This is a genomic window from Bradyrhizobium sp. Crot121 (assembly GCF_059512385.1).
On the sequence record NZ_JCAMOR010000034.1, the window covers coordinates 54925 to 71879 of the forward strand.

Here is a 16955-nt window from a genome sequence, read left to right on the forward strand (position 1 = left end):
CCAATGCCCGGAGCTAACGCGATTCAACTCGGTCGGCTGATGCGCTCCGCCAATAACTTGCCGCCGCTTCACCTGCTGACCGGGATCGGCACCCTCCTGGTCGTTCTGACCGTGGTGACACCCTTTGCCTTCGAGGCCTATGGTGACAACGCCTTCATCGCTCTGACTATCGCCGCGGGGCTGCTGACGATCGTAGCGACAGGCCTGGTCGAGCGCGCTCCACCTGATCGCGCGCTATGGCTTATCTTTGGGCTTGGGATCGCGCTGAGAGTCTATGCGCTGCTGTTCGATCCGCTTCTGTCCAGCGACATTTATCGCTATGTCTGGGATGGCAAGGTGCAGGCCGCCGGCATCAATCCCTATCGCTACATGCCAGCCGATGAGGCGCTGGCGTTTCTGCGCGACGGGATGATCTTTCCTCACATCAACCGGGCTGATACCGCCGTCACCATCTATCCTCCGGTGGCGCAATTCTTCTTCCTCATCGTCACGCGGTTCGGTGAAAACGTGACTGTGATGCGGCTCGCTCTGCTGGGGTGCGAGGCCGTCACCGTTACAATGATCATCCTCCTGCTGCGGCGCATGAACCGCCCTGTGACGCGCGTGGTCGCCTATCTCTGGCACCCGCTGCCCTTGTGGGAGATTGCCAACAGCGGCCACGTCGACGCGCTGATGATGGCGCTGATGATGCTGGGTCTGTGGATTGCGCTGACCGGCTATGCTCTGCGCGGAGCCGTCTTGATCGCGTTTTCGGTCTTGGTGAAACCATATGTCGCGCCGGTGCTGGCCGGGATCTGGCGACCGTGGGATTTCAAAATGCCGCTCGTCGTGATCGCTACCGTCGCGCTTTGTTATCTTCCCTATTTGTCGGTCGGTTGGGGAGTGCTCGGATTCCTGACCAAAGGCTATCTGACGGAAGAGGGCATCCGTGCCGGCAACGATCTCTGGCTCCTGTCGCTTTGGCGCCTTGTGTTTGGCGAGCATCGAGGTGATGTTGTCGCTTACGTTGTCCTGGCCGCGCTGCTTCTCGTGTTCAAGGGGCTCTCCGTGGCCCGCAGCTCTGATCGCACCACAGCTCCCCGTCTCGCCGACATCAACATGCTGTTACTCATCACCCTCCTGTTGTTGTCGCCTAACTATCCCTGGTATTTTCTCGTCATCACGCCGTTCGCCGCCCTGTGCGGCTCCGCGCCAACATGGGTCGTGTCGATTGGCGCGCTGCTATTGTCCGAGCAACTCGACTGGGATTTCTACATTCCAAGAATGGTGACCAAGTCGGTTCTGTTCGGAGGTCTCCTGCTGGCTTTGGCTGTTACCGCGTTAAGGACCCGCATGCAGCGGATTGCAGAGGAAGGGGTATCGCGATGAGCCTCTCCGGCGAAGGAACGGGGACAGCTACGCAAGCGCCATTCGATCCGCGCCGCTATCACGAGTCGGTCACGGCCGAACGTAGCGAGATCGCCCAGCGTCTGCCCGTCTGCCTTTATCTGGAAGTGACCAACCGCTGCAATCTGCTGTGCACCACCTGTCCTCGCACCTATGAGGAGCTCGAACCGCCGGCCGACATGAGCTGGGATCTGTTCACGTCGATCGTCGACCAGGTACCCACGCTCGCGCGCGCTGTTCTGCACGGCGTCGGCGAGCCGATGCTGGTCGCGAACCTGCCTCGAATGGTCAAATACCTGAAGGACCGCGGCGTTTACGTCCTGTTCAACACCAATGGAACGGTGCTCGGTGAGCGCAATGGCCGTGCACTGATCGACGCCGGGCTTGATGAGCTACGTGTGTCGCTCGACGCGTCAAACCGCGAGAGCTTCAAGGCGATCCGCGGCAGGGATTATTTCGGCCGCATCCTGCGCAATGTGCGCGCATTTCGCGAGCTGCAGGAAAGAGAGGGACACACCAGACCGCAGGTTTCCGTGTGGCTCACAGGCCTGAAGGAGACTGTCGAGGAACTCCCCGCATTTGTGAAAGTCGCAGCCGAGATCGGTGTCAAGGAAGTCTATCTGCAACGGCTCGTGTTCTTCACTGAATCGGCCATCGGCAAGGCCCGTCCGGATCAGACCCTGTTCGAGCGCCTGACGCAGCAGGACGCAGTCTATCTGAAACGGGCCGAGGAGCTGGCGCATTCGCTCGGCGTAACCTTCAGCGCCTCAGGCGCAGCGAGCGAGCCGGGGTTAAGTTTGAAGGGCAGCGGCGACGGTTCGCCGTGGTCGCCGTGCCGGCGGCCGTGGTCGTTGATGTATTTCACGGCGAATGGCCGGGCCTTGCCCTGCTGCATCGCGCCGTTTTCGCAGCATGGCTACGACAACTATACGCTCGGCCATGCCGGGCAGCAGTCCTTGGAGGACATCTGGAACGGGTCCGCGTATCGCGACTTTCGCACGGCGCTCCTTTCAGACAAGCCGCCGAAAAGCTGTGCGAGTTGTGGCCTGCGCTGGAGCCTGTGAACGAGGTGATCAACGAGATCGGCGCGCGCCGTCACCCGGTCGTCTCAGTGGTCATTCCGTGCCTCGACGAGGAAACGGCGATTGGCCAGGTCGTGGCCACGGTGCTGGCGCAGAATGTGAGCGAGGTTGTCGTTGTCGACGGCGGCTCACGGGACCGTACGACCGAACGGGCGGAGGCCGCGGGAGCTCGCGTGATTGCCGAGGCGCGGCCCGGCTACGGCCGCGCGATCCAGGCGGGCATCGCAAAGGTCCGCGATGATGCCGACATCGTCGTCTTCCTCGATGGCGACGGCAGCGATCCTGCCGAATTCATCCCCGATCTGGTATCGCCGATCGTCGCCGGACAAGCCGTCTTCGTTCTCGGCTCGCGCGTTCGCGGTTCGCGTGAGCCAGGGAGCCTGGCGCCACAGCAGCTTGTCGCGGCCCATGTCGGCAGGCTGCTCCTGCGCCTCGTCTACGGCGCGAGCTTTACCGACCTGTCGCCGTTTCGCGCCATCCGTCGCGACGAGCTCATACATCTCGGCATGAAGGAAGAGACATACGGCTGGAACCTGGAAATGCTGATGCGAGTCGCGGCCGCCCGCCTGCCGGCAGTGGAAATTGCCGTCGGGCAGCGGTGCCGGATCGGCGGCGTATCGAAGGTTTCCGGCAATCTCATCGCCGGCGTCAAGGCGGCCTGGTCCATTTCGACCACGTTTGCTCGTCTCGCGCTCGAGCTGCGAGCGCCTCGTGAATGATAATTTCCGAGAGCGGTTGTCAGTGCGTGCCAGCGCGATCCTCGCAGGCAACGATATCCCGGGGAGATTTTCGACCCGCCGGCTCCGGTGGCGAAAACACCGCCAGGTATCCGCCATCGCCTGCGAGCTGGTATCTTGCGATCTCGCGATAGCCGACGGCGGAAAGTTCGCAACGCAACAGCTCGATCGGCGTGCCGTGTTCCGACGTCGAAAGCTCGAGGTCGACGATGCCGACCCGCGCACCTGGCTTCAAGGCGGGTGCGAGATTGTAGAGGAAGGCATAGGGCTGGCTTATCTCGTGATACATGTGCACGAGGATGGCGGCATCCAGTGCGGAAGCGGGCAGGCGAGGGTCGTGTGGTTCGCCCAGCGCGAATATGACGTTTGTCAGCTTCAAGCGTTGCGTTCGTCTGGCAAGCGCGATGAGGTAATCCTGCCTGACGTCCTGGGCGATCACCGAGCCGGTGGGGCCGACGCGGCGCGACAGCCGGACCGTGTGGTAGCCGCTGCCCGCACCGATGTCGCCGACGGTCATGCCTGGCTTTAGTTCAAGCAGACGGGCGATCTCTCCGGCCTCATCCTTGGCATCGCGGCGCTCTTCGGAGGCGCGGCTCGGGCCGACGATCGGCGCAACCGGGCGCTGCGGCGAGGGGAATTCCTTTGCCGGGATTCCCGGCGGCGCCAGATAGCTGATGTCAGCAGCGTGTGCGCAAGTTGCGCCCAGCGCGACAACCAGCGTCGCTGCGTGGATCAGTGCCATCATCTGCTCGTCTCTCACACAAGAGCATGATCCGGAAAAGTGGAAACCGGTTTTCCGAAAAGAGCATGCTCAAACAAAGAAATGAGATCATGATCCGATTCCGTCTAATCGGATCATGATCTAACCGTGACGGCTAGCTCGCGATGTTGAAGAACCAGCCGAGAAGTCCCTTCCCGTCGCGCACGGCGGGCACGTTGCGGCGCAGCCACGCATCGAAGCCGAGACTCCGGCCCGCGCCCTCGATCACAAACAGGAACATCAACAGGGCCAGGAACATGTACGTCCACGGCCACTCGGCCGAATTGCCATAGAGGCCGAGCCAGAGTTGGAGCGTGTAGGCGATGGCCAGCACGCCCACGAACCGCACCGCAAGCCCGAGCATCATCGATCCGGCGAATACCAGCTCGGCTAAAAAGACGATCGGCCCGAAGATCGTCATATGAGGCAACACGACGTCCTTCATGAACGTACGGTGAAACTCGAAAGCCGCGCTGGTCGATTCCTGTTCGGTCCAGTATTGCAGACCGTCGGACACGGGCAGCGGCAGTTTCCACAACATCCCCTGGAACCACATGCAGCCGATCAGGACTCGGACCAGCCAAATTCCCAAGTGTCGGCCGGTGCGTTGCTCCGGGTCCTCTCGCCAATTCTGGAAGGCACCTGCAATGCCGGCAAGTAGCAGGGCCCAGAACAGCACCAGGATGACATATCGCCAGTTTCCCTGATGGAGATAATCATTCGTCGTCGCGGTCAGGAAATGCCAGGCATCGGTGAGGGGATTGGTGGGCATGCGGGCGTGCTCCGAAGAATTGAACAGTTACTCTACGCATAGGTTGATTGAATCGTTACCCAGCGCATCGGTCAGGTGACGAGGCGCACCCGCCGCCCCGGCATCGAGGCGCCTCGGCCCTTGCGATCAGTTGCGCAAATCAACCCTGCCGAGATTCATTGCGCGTCGATCCAGTTGTCTGATCCCGCCAATTTGACCGACACATCTGAAAGGAAAAGCCGAAAGGGTTTTCCGTCCAGCGTCCCGCGGTGATCCGTTGAGAAAAGGATTGGGCCGGCCTTCTTGTAGTCGGCATAGGTCGCGATCACGAGTTTGGGCGGCGGGTTGGGGGCGCCGCGGTGGTAGACGATCTCGGCTATTCGCTTGTCGGCGCCAACGTACAGTTCCCAGGTGTCGCCGGGCTGGTAGCCACCCTCCGAGGGGTATTTCACCACGACCTGCTCAGCAGAAGTGTCACCCAGCGGCAGTTTGTGCGCGCCCTCATCGGTCACGGTCGCGCCGTCCCAAACGACGTGGAAGGGGAGCAGCAACCAATACTGATCGTTGGCGAATGCCGGATCGATCTCGTTCTTTATCGCATCGCTTTGGCTGCTGAGCTGCGAGCGTTGATAGCTGGCCTTTACCGGTTTGCCTTCCTTATCTTTCCCGTCGTAAGAGACCGTGTCGCTCTTCGGGCTCCATTCCCACTTGCGAGAAAGTTTGACACTGGGAAGTTCCGCATTCCAGGTATAGCGGATTGCCTCTATTTGCCCAAACGAATCAAGGCCGTAGGTCTTTGCCATCTGTTCGGCAACCGGTGGGAGCTGTTGCGCCCCGGAAGTTGCAGGCAGGATCAACAGCATGCTGAAGGCGAAAAGGCGGATCACATCGAGTCGGCTCATTTCTCTGCAGGCCTGAGTATTGCTCATGTCGAGCTCCTTAGGTTTGGGTGCAGTTGCATTGACCGAGCTGAGGCTGCCCAGAATACTGGAAACTGTGCGGTGATGGCTGACCGCTGCGAGGCGACTCACGGTTGAAGTAGGTCATAATGGTTGCCTTAGTCGCCATGGCGGCCGTCGGGGCGCAAAAAGCCGATCCGATCACGGTCGACGTCCCGCAATTGAACAAGGATCTGGCAAGGCTGCGCGGTTTTCGCAGCGTCCTGTTCACGCCGCTGATGAACAGCGAAACACCCGTCGGCATGATCAGCGTCACGCGTGCCGAGCCGGGCGCGTTTGCCGCTGATCACGTGCAGTTGCTGCAGACGTTCGCCGATCAGGCCGTGATCGCGATCGAGAACGCGCGCCTGTTCAACGAGACACGGGAAGCGCTGGAGCGGCAAACCGCCACCGCCGATATCCTGATCCGCGTCTCGGGCAACGTCAATCTGGCGGCGCTGCAGATCCTTAACGCAGCAAATATCCAGGTGCAGGGCATGTCGTCGGGCATCCCGACGGTGCAGGCACCGAATATCAGCGCCGCACTCTCGACACAGAACGTGACCGCGGCGACCCAGCAGACGGCGGCGCCGAGCCAGGGCAGCGGCAACGCCCAGCCATCGGTGATCATCGTCGAGTTTCTCGGTTTTGGCGGCGGTGGGGATGCGCCCAATGATGGACTGGAGCGAAGGTTCAGGTTTTTCAACTGGTTAGAGGGCGGCGTGTGCACGACGTGTGCACCGGGAGATCAAGAAAAATCTCACCACTGCCAACGTGAGCAGGCTCGTGGCGCAATGTGCATGATCTGAATTTGCGAGGGCAGGAGGCGGGCGAGTGCTTACGTGCAGTCTCGGCTGTTCGACGCGGGATAGTCGAAAAATCGTGGGTTTGACTCCCACTCTCTCCGCCAGTTCTGGTTGTGTGGCCGACTCGTCGTAGAATGGGATACTAAGGCGAGCAAGACGGACAATCTGTTCTGCTCGTTGCCGCAGGGTATCGCTTGCTGCAGAACCAGGACCGGATTATTCGGGTCCGGATTCGATTCACGTCCGCGGTACCATTTTTATTTCATTTGAAGTTTTGCGGCACGGACGCCGAATGCGTCGTCCGGCGGCGGTTCCACCGGACAGGACGGTCTTTGCCTACGGTCGGTCCTTTTGCCAAGCGCTTCGATGACGGATGAAGCGACTGTGGGACATTCTCAGATGCAGTTGCATGATATCCCGCGCCAGTTCGCCGTTCTTCGACGAGATCGCTTGGGTGAGATCTTCGTGCTGGTGAAGGCTCTGCTTTAGTTCGTCCCGCGTGTAGAGCTGGAAAGACCGCGTGATCACGGGCATCTCGATGAGCGTGTCTAGAATGCTGCGCAGGCGCGGCGCGCCGGCGTGATCAAGCAGAAGGTGATGAAACGTACGGTTCGCTTCCTGGATTTTGACGATTGATTGCGGTCCGGGCTTCGCGACGGCGCTGGCCATCGTGCGGTTGCATGACGCGAGCTCTTTCAGGAGGGCGTCGTTGCCGCGTTCGGCGGCGAACTGCGCGGCAAGCGGTTCGAGCAGGATCCGGATCTGGAATATCTCCTCGATGTCGCGCTCGCTCCATTCGGCCGCCCGGACTCCCTGGCCATTGTCGGCCGTGGCCAGGCCGTCGACGACCAGCCGCTTGAGTGCGGCTCTGATCGGCGTCCGGCTCAAGCCGAATTCATTGGCGAGCGGCTCCTCGCGAAGCTGCATGCCGGGTGGGTACAAGCCGCCGACCAGTCGCTGCTTCAACGTTTCGTAGGCCCGATCCTGTCCCCGCGCCATTGGCCGCATCTCTCCCGATCGCGCTTTCTGTAAGGCAATCCGATGAGGAAAACCAGATCGAAGCTCCTCATTTCGTTCGATGATTGTATATTTTGTGTACTTTCGAGATCGTATTTGTCGGCCTGTAATTGCGTTAGCGCTTGTGTATTGTATTTTTTTTGTATATTCGTTCGCTCAACAAGATATTCGGGGAGGGGCAGATGCGCATCGCCATCATCGGCTTGGGAGAAGTCGGACGTTGCTACGCCGCGCCGCTCCACGCCGCCGGTCATCACCTCGTCCTCTACGAAAAACATCCTTCCGCGGCGGCGGCCAAACTCGCCGCCCAATGCGGGCAGATCATCAGAAGCGATCCGGACGCCGACCTGGGCTCTGTCGAGTGGGCGCTCTCCTGCGTCACCGGTGCGACCGCGCTGGTCGTCGCAGAGGCCTTCGCCCCGGAACTCAAGTCAGGAACCTCGATCGCCGATTTCACCACGGCGACACCGGAGGTGAAGCGCAAAGCAGCCGAAGCGGCGCGGCGGCACGGCGTCCGCTACGTAGACGCCGCCATCATGGGGGCCATCGCACTCAGCAAGGTTCGGACTCCGCTCCTGGTCGCGGGGGAGGGCGCCGGCGATCTCAAGGAGCTGCTGGATCCCCTCGGCGGGCGCGTCAAATTGATAGCCAGTGGGGCGGCCGGCGATGCGATTTCACTCAAGATCCTTCGGAGCATGTTCACGAAGGGGATCGAGGCGCTGGCGGTCGAGTTGCTGACCAGCGCGGAGAAGCAGCATCTCCGCATGCAACTCTACGAACAGTTGACCGACATCGATGAGGCCCCGCTTCGGTCCTTCCTCGACATGCTTGTGCGCACTCACGTCGTGCACGCCAAGCGAAGGCTTCACGAAGTTCAGGATGCCGAAAAGGAAATGGCGTCGCACGGGACGCCTTCAGTCGTTCTTGGTGGCGTAGCGACCCGCTTCGAACGGACCGCCCGCGGGCTCGATCGGCGGCCGCTTCAAAAGGAGGAGCCCAGCGTGGAGGATGCGCTTGCATGGCTACTCACAAGCGACACGCCCGAGATCAATCTTAAAACTTGAGGACGACTTACATGAAGAACGGCACCATCGAGAAGCTGATCGCGCTGGGCGCGGCGACGATCCACGAAGCGCAGGGGGCCAAGGGCGCTTTGGACAGCGGGATCAAGCCCATCGATCCAAGCTCGCGGCTGGCTGGTCCGGCGGTAACCGTGGACATTCGGCCCGCGGATAATCTGATGCTGCATTACGCGCTCACGAAGGTGTGTCCTGGTGACGTTCTCGTCGTCGATGCGAAAGGCTTCATCGAGGCCGGCCCCTGGGGAGATGTCATGACGCACGCCGCGATGAAGCTGGGCGTGGCCGGCCTGGTGATCAACGGCGCGGTCCGCGATGCAAGCCAGATCGTCGAGATGGGCTTCCCGGTCTTCTGTCGCGGCCTGTCAATCAAGGGAACCGCGAAGAACCAGCCCGGCAAGGTCAATGTGCCGATCTGTATCGGGGACGTTCTGATCAATCACGGCGATTACGTCGTCGGCGATCGCGACGGCGTCGTGATCGTCCCGACGAACGAGGTGGAGGCCACGCTGAACAGTGCGGCGGCGCGCGAAGAGAAGGAGGCCGCCTTCCGAAGGGAGCTCGATCAGGGCCGTACGACCGTCGAGTTGCTGGGGCTCGCCGAGACGCTGAAGCGGCTCGGGCTCGATTGATCGGCGTACTTCGGCTGCCACATAGGAGACTCCGAATGCCTTCGACAACGGCAATCAATCCCGCCATGGTCCCGCAGCGACCCGGCACGGGTTACCGCGACGCCACGATGCGAAAGGTGAAATGGCGTCTCCTGCCCTTTCTGGCTCTCCTCTACATCGTGGCGTTCATCGACAGATCCAACATTGGATTCGCGGCTCTCAAGATGAACGCCGATCTGGGCATTTCGTCCTCCCAGTTTGGAATCGCCGCCGGACTGTTCACGGTGGGTTATTTCCTCTTCGAAGTGCCGAGCAACATGCTGATGCGGCGGTTCGGCGCGCGGGTGTGGATTGCGCGGATCCTGTTCGGCTGGGGGATCGTCGCGACCGTTACGGGATTGGTTCAGAGTTTCACGCAGCTTGCCATCGCGCGGGCGGTCCTGGGATTGGCCGAGGCTGGCTTCTTTCCTTGCGTGCTGCTCTACCTGACTTACTGGTTTCCGGAGCGCGACCGAGCGAAGGTCGTCGCTTTGTTTATGGTTGCTCTGCCGATCGCCACGCTGATAGCCGGACCGATCTCGGGACTCATCCTCGATCATGTTCACTGGCTCGGATTGGCAAGTTGGCGATGGGTATTCATTCTGGAAGGTATCCCGGCCGTCCTGTTAGGCTTCGTGACCCTCTGGCTGCTAGTTGACGGGCCTGATCAGGCGAAATGGCTGACGACGGATGAAAAGAGCTGGCTTCTCTCGACGATCGAAGCGGAGGAAAAGGCGAAAGTCGTCCAGTACGGACAGGTCTCCTTCTGGCGCAGCCTTAGCGGATCACGCATCTGGCTGCTCGCCTTCATCTACTACGCAAAATCCGTCGCCGTGTACGTGTTGGCATTCTACTCGCCGCAGATCTTGAAGGGGCTGGCCCAGAACCTCAGCGATACCTCGATCGGTTTGATCAACGCGCTTCCGTACGCCGTCGCGACCGTGGTGATGATCTGGTGGGCCTGGCACTCCGACCGGACCGGAGAGCGCAGGTGGCACGTCTCGTTGCCGCTCCTCGTTGCAAGCGCCGCGCTCGTGGCGATGTCGTTCGCCAGCGGCAATCTCTGGATATTGCTTGCCCTCATGGTCGTAGTCACTGCGGCGATCTACGCGCCATACGGCCCGTTCTGGTCGTTGCCGTCGCTTTTCCTCACCGGATCGTCGGCCGCCGTCGGTCTCGCATCGGTCAATTCCATCGCAAACCTGGGCGGTTTCGTCGGACCCTCCGTGTTTGGGGCTTTGAAGGATGGGACGGGCGGCATCTACGCGGGCCTTGCGTTCGTGAGCATCACGCTGCTCGTCGCCGGAGTGCTGGTCGTTCGCCTCAGGTTCGTAAAGGAGGCGGAAGCGGGCGCGAAAGCCAGAACGCCGCTTGCCGAGGCGGCCTGAACCGCCGCCTCGCGCTAACAACGAAAAAACATAGGGAGGAAAAAGAATGACGATCTCACGTAGAAAACGCACTGAAGGCCGCCTTGGGCGGTACCGTCGCGGCGCCGTTCGTCGCCAGGCCCGGGCTCGCCGACACGCCGGCGCAGACGCTGAAGCTGGTCTTCGCCGATACGACGACCCATCCATTCATGCCGGTCGCCAAGCGCTTCGCAGAGGCCGTGAAGAACAAGACGTCGGGCGCCATCGAAGTCCAGGTATTCACCGTCGGTCAGCTTGGAACGCAGGTCAACATGCTGACCGGTCTGCAGACCGGCATCATCGATTTGTGCGCGCACACGTCTGGCTTCGTGCAGATGCTATATTCCAAGTTCATGGCGGTCGATTTGCCCTTCCTCTTCTCGGACCTGGAGAAGGCAAACAAGGTGATGGATGGCCCTGTCGGCGAGCAGCTTATGAGCGAGTTCCCGAGCAAGGGCGTCTACGGCCTGGGATATGGCTGGTGGGGCTGGCGCGTGGTCGAGACTGTGGAGCAGCCGCTCAAGGCGCCGGAAGCTATGCGCGGGCTAAAGATCCGCGTACAGCCTGGTGCTCTCTATGCCGCAATGTTCAAGACGCTCGGCGCATCGCCCGTCCAGATCGACCTTTCGGAGATCTACCTAGCGCTCTCGCAGCGGACGATCGACGCCGCCCATACTTTCGATGTCCCGCGATACCTGACGGTGCTGCTAGTGGGCCTCATTCAATCGCTTCTCACCGCCGAAGTGACTGAGACGGCGCTGGGTGAAAGTCCTTGGACTTGAGCTCACGAGGAAGTGCCGTCAACAAAAGCACTGCGCAGAACACGCAAAGACTGCCGATGACAAAGAGCGCCGGCGTCGTGCTGCCCGTCAGATCCTTGACTGAGCCAACCATGATCGGACTCACAATGCCGCCCACCTGGCCCAGCGTGTTGATAAGCGCGATCCCGCTCGCGGCGCCGGCGCCCGTCAGTATCTTCGGAGGCAATGTCCAAAATGTCGGGATTGACGCCACCACGCCGCCGCCAAGAACGGCAAGCGCACCAATCAGCAAGAGAACGTTGTTGTTGAAAATGCCAGTGGCGAAAAAGCCGAATGCTGCAGCCAAGATAAGTCCGGCAACAAACCTCGGACGTTCGCCGGATGCATCAGAGAGCCGTCCGACGATCAGCATGCAGATCGCGCCGCAAACATAGGGAATGGCGGTCAAGAAGCCGATCGCGCTCGCGCTTCCCCCGCCGGCCGCCTTTATGAGATCCGGCGTCCAGAAATTGAGTCCATACGACGCGATCTGGATCAGGAAGTAGATGAACCCAAGCAGCAGAACGCCGGGCATCAGCAACGATCGCCAGGCTGAGCGCTCGCCAATTTGATTCTTCTGCCGCTCCAATTGCACCGAGATGAGACGGCGCTCATCAGTGCTGAGCCATTTCGCATGATCAATGCTGTCGTCAAATCGAAGCAGGACGACCACTCCGAGGGCAACGCATGGCAGACCGCCGGCGAGGAACAGCCATTTCCAGCCGTCCAAACCGTGCAGCCCGTTCATATAGTTAAGAATGAGGCCGGACATCGGCGCTCCAATGATGCCCGAAAATGCGGTCGCGAGAAAAAACACCGAAGTCATGCGCCCGCGATGGGATTTTGGGAACCAAAGGGTCAGATAATAGAGAATACCGGGAGCGAATCCGGCTTCCATGGCGCCAATCACGAAGCGCAGCGTGTAGAACTGCCATTCGCTCTGGACAAACACCATGGCCGCCGTCCCGAGCCCCCATGAGATCATGATGCGGGCGATCCAGCGCCGGGCGCCGAAGCGATACAACAGCATGTTACTCGGCACCTCAAATAGGACGTAGCCGACGACAAACAGGCTCGCGCCGAAGCCATAGGCTGTGTTGCTGAGACCGAGATCCGCCTGGAGCGATGCTTTGGCAAAGCTGATGTTCACGCGATCGAAGAATGCAAAGAAATAGCAGACGATGATCAACGGCATCAGGCGCCAGGCGATCTTGCTGATGACTTGCTGCTCGCTGATCGTCGCATCGAGACCGACAGCAGGCGCTGTAGTAATCGTCATGATTTCCTCCGATATGTTTTTTGAAATGTGATTGCAGGTTGTTCAGGCGGGGGATTGCCGCGATCGTTCTGGAACGGGGTGCAGGTCCATCGGACGCCCGGTCTTTGCGACTTGGCCCGGCACGTCGTGTCCGACCAATGCGGGCAATCGCTTCGAAAGGTCGATCAAGCGATCGAGGTCGAGGCCGGTCCTCAGGCCGATCTCATGGCAGAGATTGACCAGGTCTTCGGTGCAAACGTTGCCGGTCGCGCCCGGCGCAAATGGGCAACCACCCAATCCGCCCAGCGCTGCATCGAAGCGGCGCGCGCCGCTGTTATGGGCCGCGAGCACATTGACCAGCCCGAGGCCTCGCGTGTTGTGGAAATGAAGCGTTAGCCTGTGCGAGGGTAGAAGCGTCAAGGCCTCTGCCACCAATCGCGAGACCTGATTGGGGTTGGCCATGCCCGTGGTATCTGCGAGCGTTACGCTATCGGCACCGAGGTCGAGGTACCGTTTGACGATGTCCAGGACCTTTCCGGACGGCTGTGCTCCCTCGAATGGGCAGCCGAACGCCGTCGCGATCGTGGCATTGACCAATGCGTCAGCCGCGTGGGCCAGTTCGATGATTTCACCAAGGGACGTGAGCGAGCCATCATGCGTCATGTTCATGTTCGCGCGATTGTGTGTCTCACTCGCCGACATCACGAAGTTTAGCTCATCGGCCCGTGCCGCCAAAGCGAGCTCGGCGCCCTTCCGATTTGGAATCAGCGCTGTGTAGACCGTTCCAGGTCGCCGTCTGATGCTGGCAAATACGTCTCTTGCATCCCGCAGCGCAGGAACGGCCTTTGGCGAAACAAATGACGAAACTTCGATGCGTCGGAAGCCAATAGCAGACAGGCAATCGATCAGCAGTATCTTTTCGGTCGTTTCGATCCAATGCGGCTCGATCTGCAACCCGTCGCGTGGTGCGACTTCCTGGATCAAAATGTCCGGCAGATCGGCGGTCATTGCACCGCTCCACTGCGGCGCAGTTGCAGAATGTCCTCCTCGTTGAGGCCGAGCGATGTCAAGACCTCGTCGGTGTGTTGCCCGAGTGTCGGACCAGGCCACCTTACGCCACCCGGCGTTTCCGATAGCTTTGGCGCGATACCAGGCATCTTCACGGCGATGCCGCCGGGGAGTTCGGTCGGCAGGATCATGTCTCTGGCAGCGTAGTGGGGGTCTTCCACGATATCGGCGACCGAATAGATTCGACCCGCAGGAACGTCAGCCGCATCAAGACGGGAGAGGATCTCCTCCATGGTTCGTTGCGAGGTCCAGTCGCTGACGGCGGCGTCGAGCACCGCATTCCTCCGTACGCGTCCGTCGTTGTTGGCGAGCGTCGGATCTTCACCGAGATCAGGGCGTCCGATCACACGCATCAGACGCTTGAATATCGCGTCGCTGTTGCCGGCGATGACAACGTAGCGCCCATCGGAGCTTGGATAGGTATTGGAGGGACTTATGCCCGGTAGTGCTGCGCCGGTCCGGGTCCTGACATAGCCCAAGAGATCATACTCGGGAACCAGACTTTCCATGAGATTGAACACGCTCTCGTAAAGCGAGACGTCGACGATCTGCCCCTTGCCCTGGCCTGTCTTGACCCGAAGCAGCGACATCAGCGCTCCAATCACGCCGTGCAGCGAAGCCAGGCTATCGCCGATGCTGATACCGACGCGTGCCGGCGGGCTCTCAGGATCGCCAGTGGTGAATCGCAATCCACCCATGGCTTCACCGATCGCGCCGAATCCCGATCGATCGCGATAAGGACCGGTCTGTCCGTAGCCGGAGATACGCACCAGGGTCAGGTTCGGATTGAGCGCGGAGAGCACGTCCCAGCCGAGGCCGAGCTTCTCAAGGTTGCCCGGCTTGAAATTCTCGATCACAACGTCGGCCTGGATAGCCAGGCGACGAACAACCGCACGCCCTTCCGCCGACTTCAGATCAACTGCGATCGACTTCTTGTTGCGGGATTGCAGATACCACCACAGCGATGTCCCTTTATGGAGCTTTCGCCACTTGCGCAGCGGATCTCCAACGCCGGGCTGCTCGATCTTGATGACGTCTGCGCCGAATTCGGCAAACAGCCGCGCCGCAAATGGCGCAGCGATGAGTGTTCCTAGTTCGACAACGCGAATACCGGATAACGGCCCGACCATCTCTGGCGCTCCTCGACACGCTGTTTTGTCGAGGTGTTGCCGAGCAACGCGGGTTGAGTCCAATATCCGTTGATGAACGAGCGTTCGCAGATGACGAACGCACGCGAAGAGAGCGATACTAGAGCACGGCCAGGTTTTCCCTCACGACAAACGCGGAGCAATAGCGTGAAACGATCATGCTCAAACAAAGAGCTAAGAAGCGGGACGACGATTCGAAGAAAAGTCATAATGCTTTATAGTGCGTGCTGCGGGAATGTCTGAGGTGATCTAGCATCAAGCGACTCGTCGCCGACAGCCCTACGGGATCTCTGGCAACCAGCACCAGCTCACGATCCGCCCATTCATCGCTCAGCTCGACAGCGGACAAGTTCATGCCGTGGCTCAAGACGGCAAATGCCCGGTTCGGGATCAAGCCGATGCCCATTCCGGCCTGCACCATCCGGCAGACGGCGTCGAAACCAGGGACGTGGACCCTTAGTTTGATCGACTTGCCGAGCTGTTGCGCTGTGTATTGCGAGCGAAGATAGATCGAGCTTGTAGCGAACAGGCCCACATGATCGTAGTCCAGTGTATCGGCAAATGAGACTTTCGTCGTGCCCGACAGCGGGTGATCGGACCTTACCACGATAACGAGGCGATCCCTTCCATACGAATAACGCTCCAGCCCGCGCGTGGCGACGTCTGCGGAGCAAATGCCGATATCCGCGACACCTTCCTCGAGGCCGCGAACGACCTCGGCGCTGGAGCGCTCCTGAAGATCGAGCCGCACCAACTCGTGAGAGCGAAAGAATCCGGGCAGATCGTCCGGCAGAAATTCGACGATTGACGACAGGTTTGCCAACATTCGCACATGTCCACGCACACCCCGCGCGTGCTCCGCCATGTCGACCGCGATCTTCGCGATGTTGAGCAGCGTGACGCGCGCATGATGCAACAGAGATTCGCCTGCCGGCGTCAGTGTCATTCCATTCGAGTGTCTTTCAAACAGAGCGACCTGAAGCGTCTCCTCGAGATCGTGCATGCGCTTACTGACTGCGGAAGGCGCTATTGCCTCTCTCTGCGACGCACGCGTCAAATTACCTTCGTCGCAAATTGCGATGAATAACTGTAAGGTTGTGAGGTCAATACGCCGAACGAGATCAATCTTGTAGGGCGGCTTTGACTGAATCGACCGTGTCTTTTCCATGACCAACGTCCCAGACAGAAGTTATCGCAACAAATATCCACTGATTTCTCAAATGTCGCAGAAGAATCGGAGAAAATCAGAATCTCATACCAACTGGCGCCGAATCGAGCCGAGAATCTTCCAACTCCGGGCTATGAGCCAATTATTCGGGTTAGGGGAGACGGTGCGCGTCCACCGTGTGATCACTCGGCCGATCCTGTCATAAAAACGAGTTCGTCGGATGGGCCGCGTCGGATCACGAAATCGATAGCCGCTTCGCGTCATGTTCGACCGGGTCTGCGGCTACCGCCTGCGATCTGACTTTTCGCTTTGCCGCAAAAGTCCACGAGAGCTTCGGTTCTGACTCAATCAGACCCGAACATGCTCTAGTGTCCCGAATCTGACGTACGACGGATTCCAAATCGACTCGAGAGGACTGCCCCATTCTTTGAGGAGGAGGATTCATGCGTTTGAACTCGTTGCTGCTAACAACTACGTTCCTGGCCGTTGCCGGCACTCGCTCAGCAAATCTCGGCTTCGCCGCCAGTCGGCTTTCCCAACAGCACGACGCCAAGTGTCGGACGGGTTATCTCGCAATTAACCCAGGACCGCACGCAGCGCAAACTCTCAAGGCGATCCACGACGACCGGACCCCAGCCTTATAGCGTAATGAACGGCCTCGGCCCTCTTACGTCGTACTTTCTCTCGTGAGCTTCCGTCGGGCATTGCGCCGCAAAGCCTGATGCCGACGGTCTACGCCGCTCGACGCTGGCGGACTACGCCAACAACGTCAATTTTCTCGCCAACACGAGCGCTGGCAGCACGACATTCGGTAACGGCACCGCGACACCGCTCGCAAGCGCTGTCGGCTTCATCAACAACGCGGTGCGAGCCAAATCCTCGACCGGCTCAATGCGATCCA

Annotated in this window: 15 protein-coding genes and 1 pseudogene; 8 read left to right on the plus strand and 8 right to left on the minus strand. The window is 60.1% G+C overall.

Annotated features, from left to right (window positions below):
• The first annotated feature begins 3 nt into the window (after positions 1–3).
• Genes AC5ZGW_RS26310 through AC5ZGW_RS26320 form a run of 3 tightly spaced genes read left to right on the plus strand, consistent with a single transcriptional unit; the run spans position 4 to position 3187 of the window.
• Positions 4–1368, plus strand: coding sequence for an MptA/MptB family glycosyltransferase (locus AC5ZGW_RS26310; protein ID WP_130224616.1), 1365 nt, complete (start codon positions 4–6; stop codon positions 1366–1368).
• Entirely contained in the window at positions 1365–2450 is a 1086-nt protein-coding gene (locus AC5ZGW_RS26315) for a radical SAM/SPASM domain-containing protein (RefSeq protein ID WP_130224618.1), read from the plus strand. Before AC5ZGW_RS26310 ends, AC5ZGW_RS26315 begins: the two co-directional genes overlap by 4 nt.
• Positions 2447–3187 carry a glycosyltransferase family 2 protein gene (locus AC5ZGW_RS26320; protein WP_207230971.1) on the plus strand — a complete coding sequence of 247 codons (741 nt, stop codon included), beginning with the start codon at positions 2447–2449 and terminating at the stop codon, positions 3185–3187. Before AC5ZGW_RS26315 ends, AC5ZGW_RS26320 begins: the two co-directional genes overlap by 4 nt.
• Positions 3188–3206: 19 nt before the next feature.
• Here AC5ZGW_RS26320 and AC5ZGW_RS26325 read toward each other — a convergent pair whose 3' ends face one another.
• The 3 genes from AC5ZGW_RS26325 to AC5ZGW_RS26335 form a co-directional block, all read right to left on the minus strand.
• Complete coding sequence (locus AC5ZGW_RS26325) at positions 3207–3950, minus strand: methyltransferase domain-containing protein (protein ID WP_130224620.1); 744 nt, start codon at positions 3948–3950, stop codon at positions 3207–3209.
• Positions 3951–4080: 130 nt separating this feature from the next.
• Positions 4081–4737 carry a DoxX family protein gene (locus tag AC5ZGW_RS26330; protein WP_130224622.1) on the minus strand — a complete coding sequence of 219 codons (657 nt, stop codon included), beginning with the start codon at positions 4735–4737 and terminating at the stop codon, positions 4081–4083.
• Between the two features lie 155 nt (positions 4738–4892).
• Entirely contained in the window at positions 4893–5645 is a 753-nt protein-coding gene (locus AC5ZGW_RS26335) for a hypothetical protein (RefSeq protein WP_207230972.1), read from the minus strand.
• A 179-nt stretch (positions 5646–5824) separates the two neighbouring features.
• Here AC5ZGW_RS26335 and AC5ZGW_RS26340 point away from each other — a divergent pair.
• Positions 5825–6079 (plus strand): annotated as a pseudogene (locus tag AC5ZGW_RS26340) (GAF domain-containing protein); the annotation flags it as partial.
• Between the two features lie 717 nt (positions 6080–6796).
• Here the strand turns inward: AC5ZGW_RS26340 and AC5ZGW_RS26345 are convergent.
• Positions 6797–7468 (minus strand): GntR family transcriptional regulator, encoded by a 672-nt coding sequence (locus AC5ZGW_RS26345; RefSeq protein WP_349645057.1) that lies wholly within the window; start codon positions 7466–7468, stop codon positions 6797–6799.
• 191 nt (positions 7469–7659) lie between these two features.
• On the opposite strand from AC5ZGW_RS26345, the gene AC5ZGW_RS26350 reads away from it, so the two are divergent.
• The 4 genes from AC5ZGW_RS26350 to AC5ZGW_RS26365 all read left to right on the plus strand — a co-directional run bounded on the left by AC5ZGW_RS26350 (position 7660) and on the right by AC5ZGW_RS26365 (position 11394).
• A complete protein-coding gene (locus AC5ZGW_RS26350; protein ID WP_130224626.1) occupies positions 7660–8541 on the plus strand; it encodes an NAD(P)-dependent oxidoreductase in 882 nt (293 codons plus the stop codon).
• An 11-nt stretch (positions 8542–8552) separates the two neighbouring features.
• Positions 8553–9188, plus strand: coding sequence for a 4-carboxy-4-hydroxy-2-oxoadipate aldolase/oxaloacetate decarboxylase (locus tag AC5ZGW_RS26355; RefSeq protein ID WP_130224628.1), 636 nt, complete (start codon positions 8553–8555; stop codon positions 9186–9188).
• Between the two features lie 35 nt (positions 9189–9223).
• Positions 9224–10594 carry an MFS transporter gene (locus tag AC5ZGW_RS26360; RefSeq protein WP_245474592.1) on the plus strand — a complete coding sequence of 457 codons (1371 nt, stop codon included), beginning with the start codon at positions 9224–9226 and terminating at the stop codon, positions 10592–10594.
• A gap of 83 nt (positions 10595–10677) precedes the next feature.
• The gene (locus tag AC5ZGW_RS26365) at positions 10678–11394 is read left to right on the plus strand and encodes a TRAP transporter substrate-binding protein (RefSeq protein WP_245474593.1); all 717 of its coding nucleotides are present in this window, start codon (positions 10678–10680) and stop codon (positions 11392–11394) included.
• On the opposite strand, the gene AC5ZGW_RS26370 is transcribed toward AC5ZGW_RS26365, so the two are convergent.
• The 4 genes from AC5ZGW_RS26370 to AC5ZGW_RS26385 all read right to left on the minus strand — a co-directional run bounded on the left by AC5ZGW_RS26370 (position 11345) and on the right by AC5ZGW_RS26385 (position 16054).
• Positions 11345–12607 (minus strand): MFS transporter, encoded by a 1263-nt coding sequence (locus AC5ZGW_RS26370; protein ID WP_245474594.1) that lies wholly within the window; start codon positions 12605–12607, stop codon positions 11345–11347. The genes AC5ZGW_RS26365 and AC5ZGW_RS26370 overlap by 50 nt on opposite strands.
• Before the next feature lie 126 nt (positions 12608–12733).
• Positions 12734–13678: a hydroxymethylglutaryl-CoA lyase gene (locus AC5ZGW_RS26375; protein ID WP_130224634.1), complete on the minus strand. Its 945-nt coding sequence runs from the start codon at positions 13676–13678 to the stop codon at positions 12734–12736.
• Positions 13675–14868, minus strand: a complete 1194-nt coding sequence (locus AC5ZGW_RS26380; RefSeq protein ID WP_130224636.1) for a CaiB/BaiF CoA transferase family protein — start codon at positions 14866–14868, stop codon at positions 13675–13677. Before AC5ZGW_RS26380 ends, AC5ZGW_RS26375 begins: the two co-directional genes overlap by 4 nt.
• 223 nt (positions 14869–15091) lie before the next feature.
• On the minus strand, positions 15092–16054 hold the full coding sequence (locus AC5ZGW_RS26385; RefSeq protein ID WP_130224638.1) for a LysR family transcriptional regulator: 963 nt from the start codon (positions 16052–16054) through the stop codon (positions 15092–15094).
• Positions 16055–16955 lie beyond the last annotated feature (901 nt).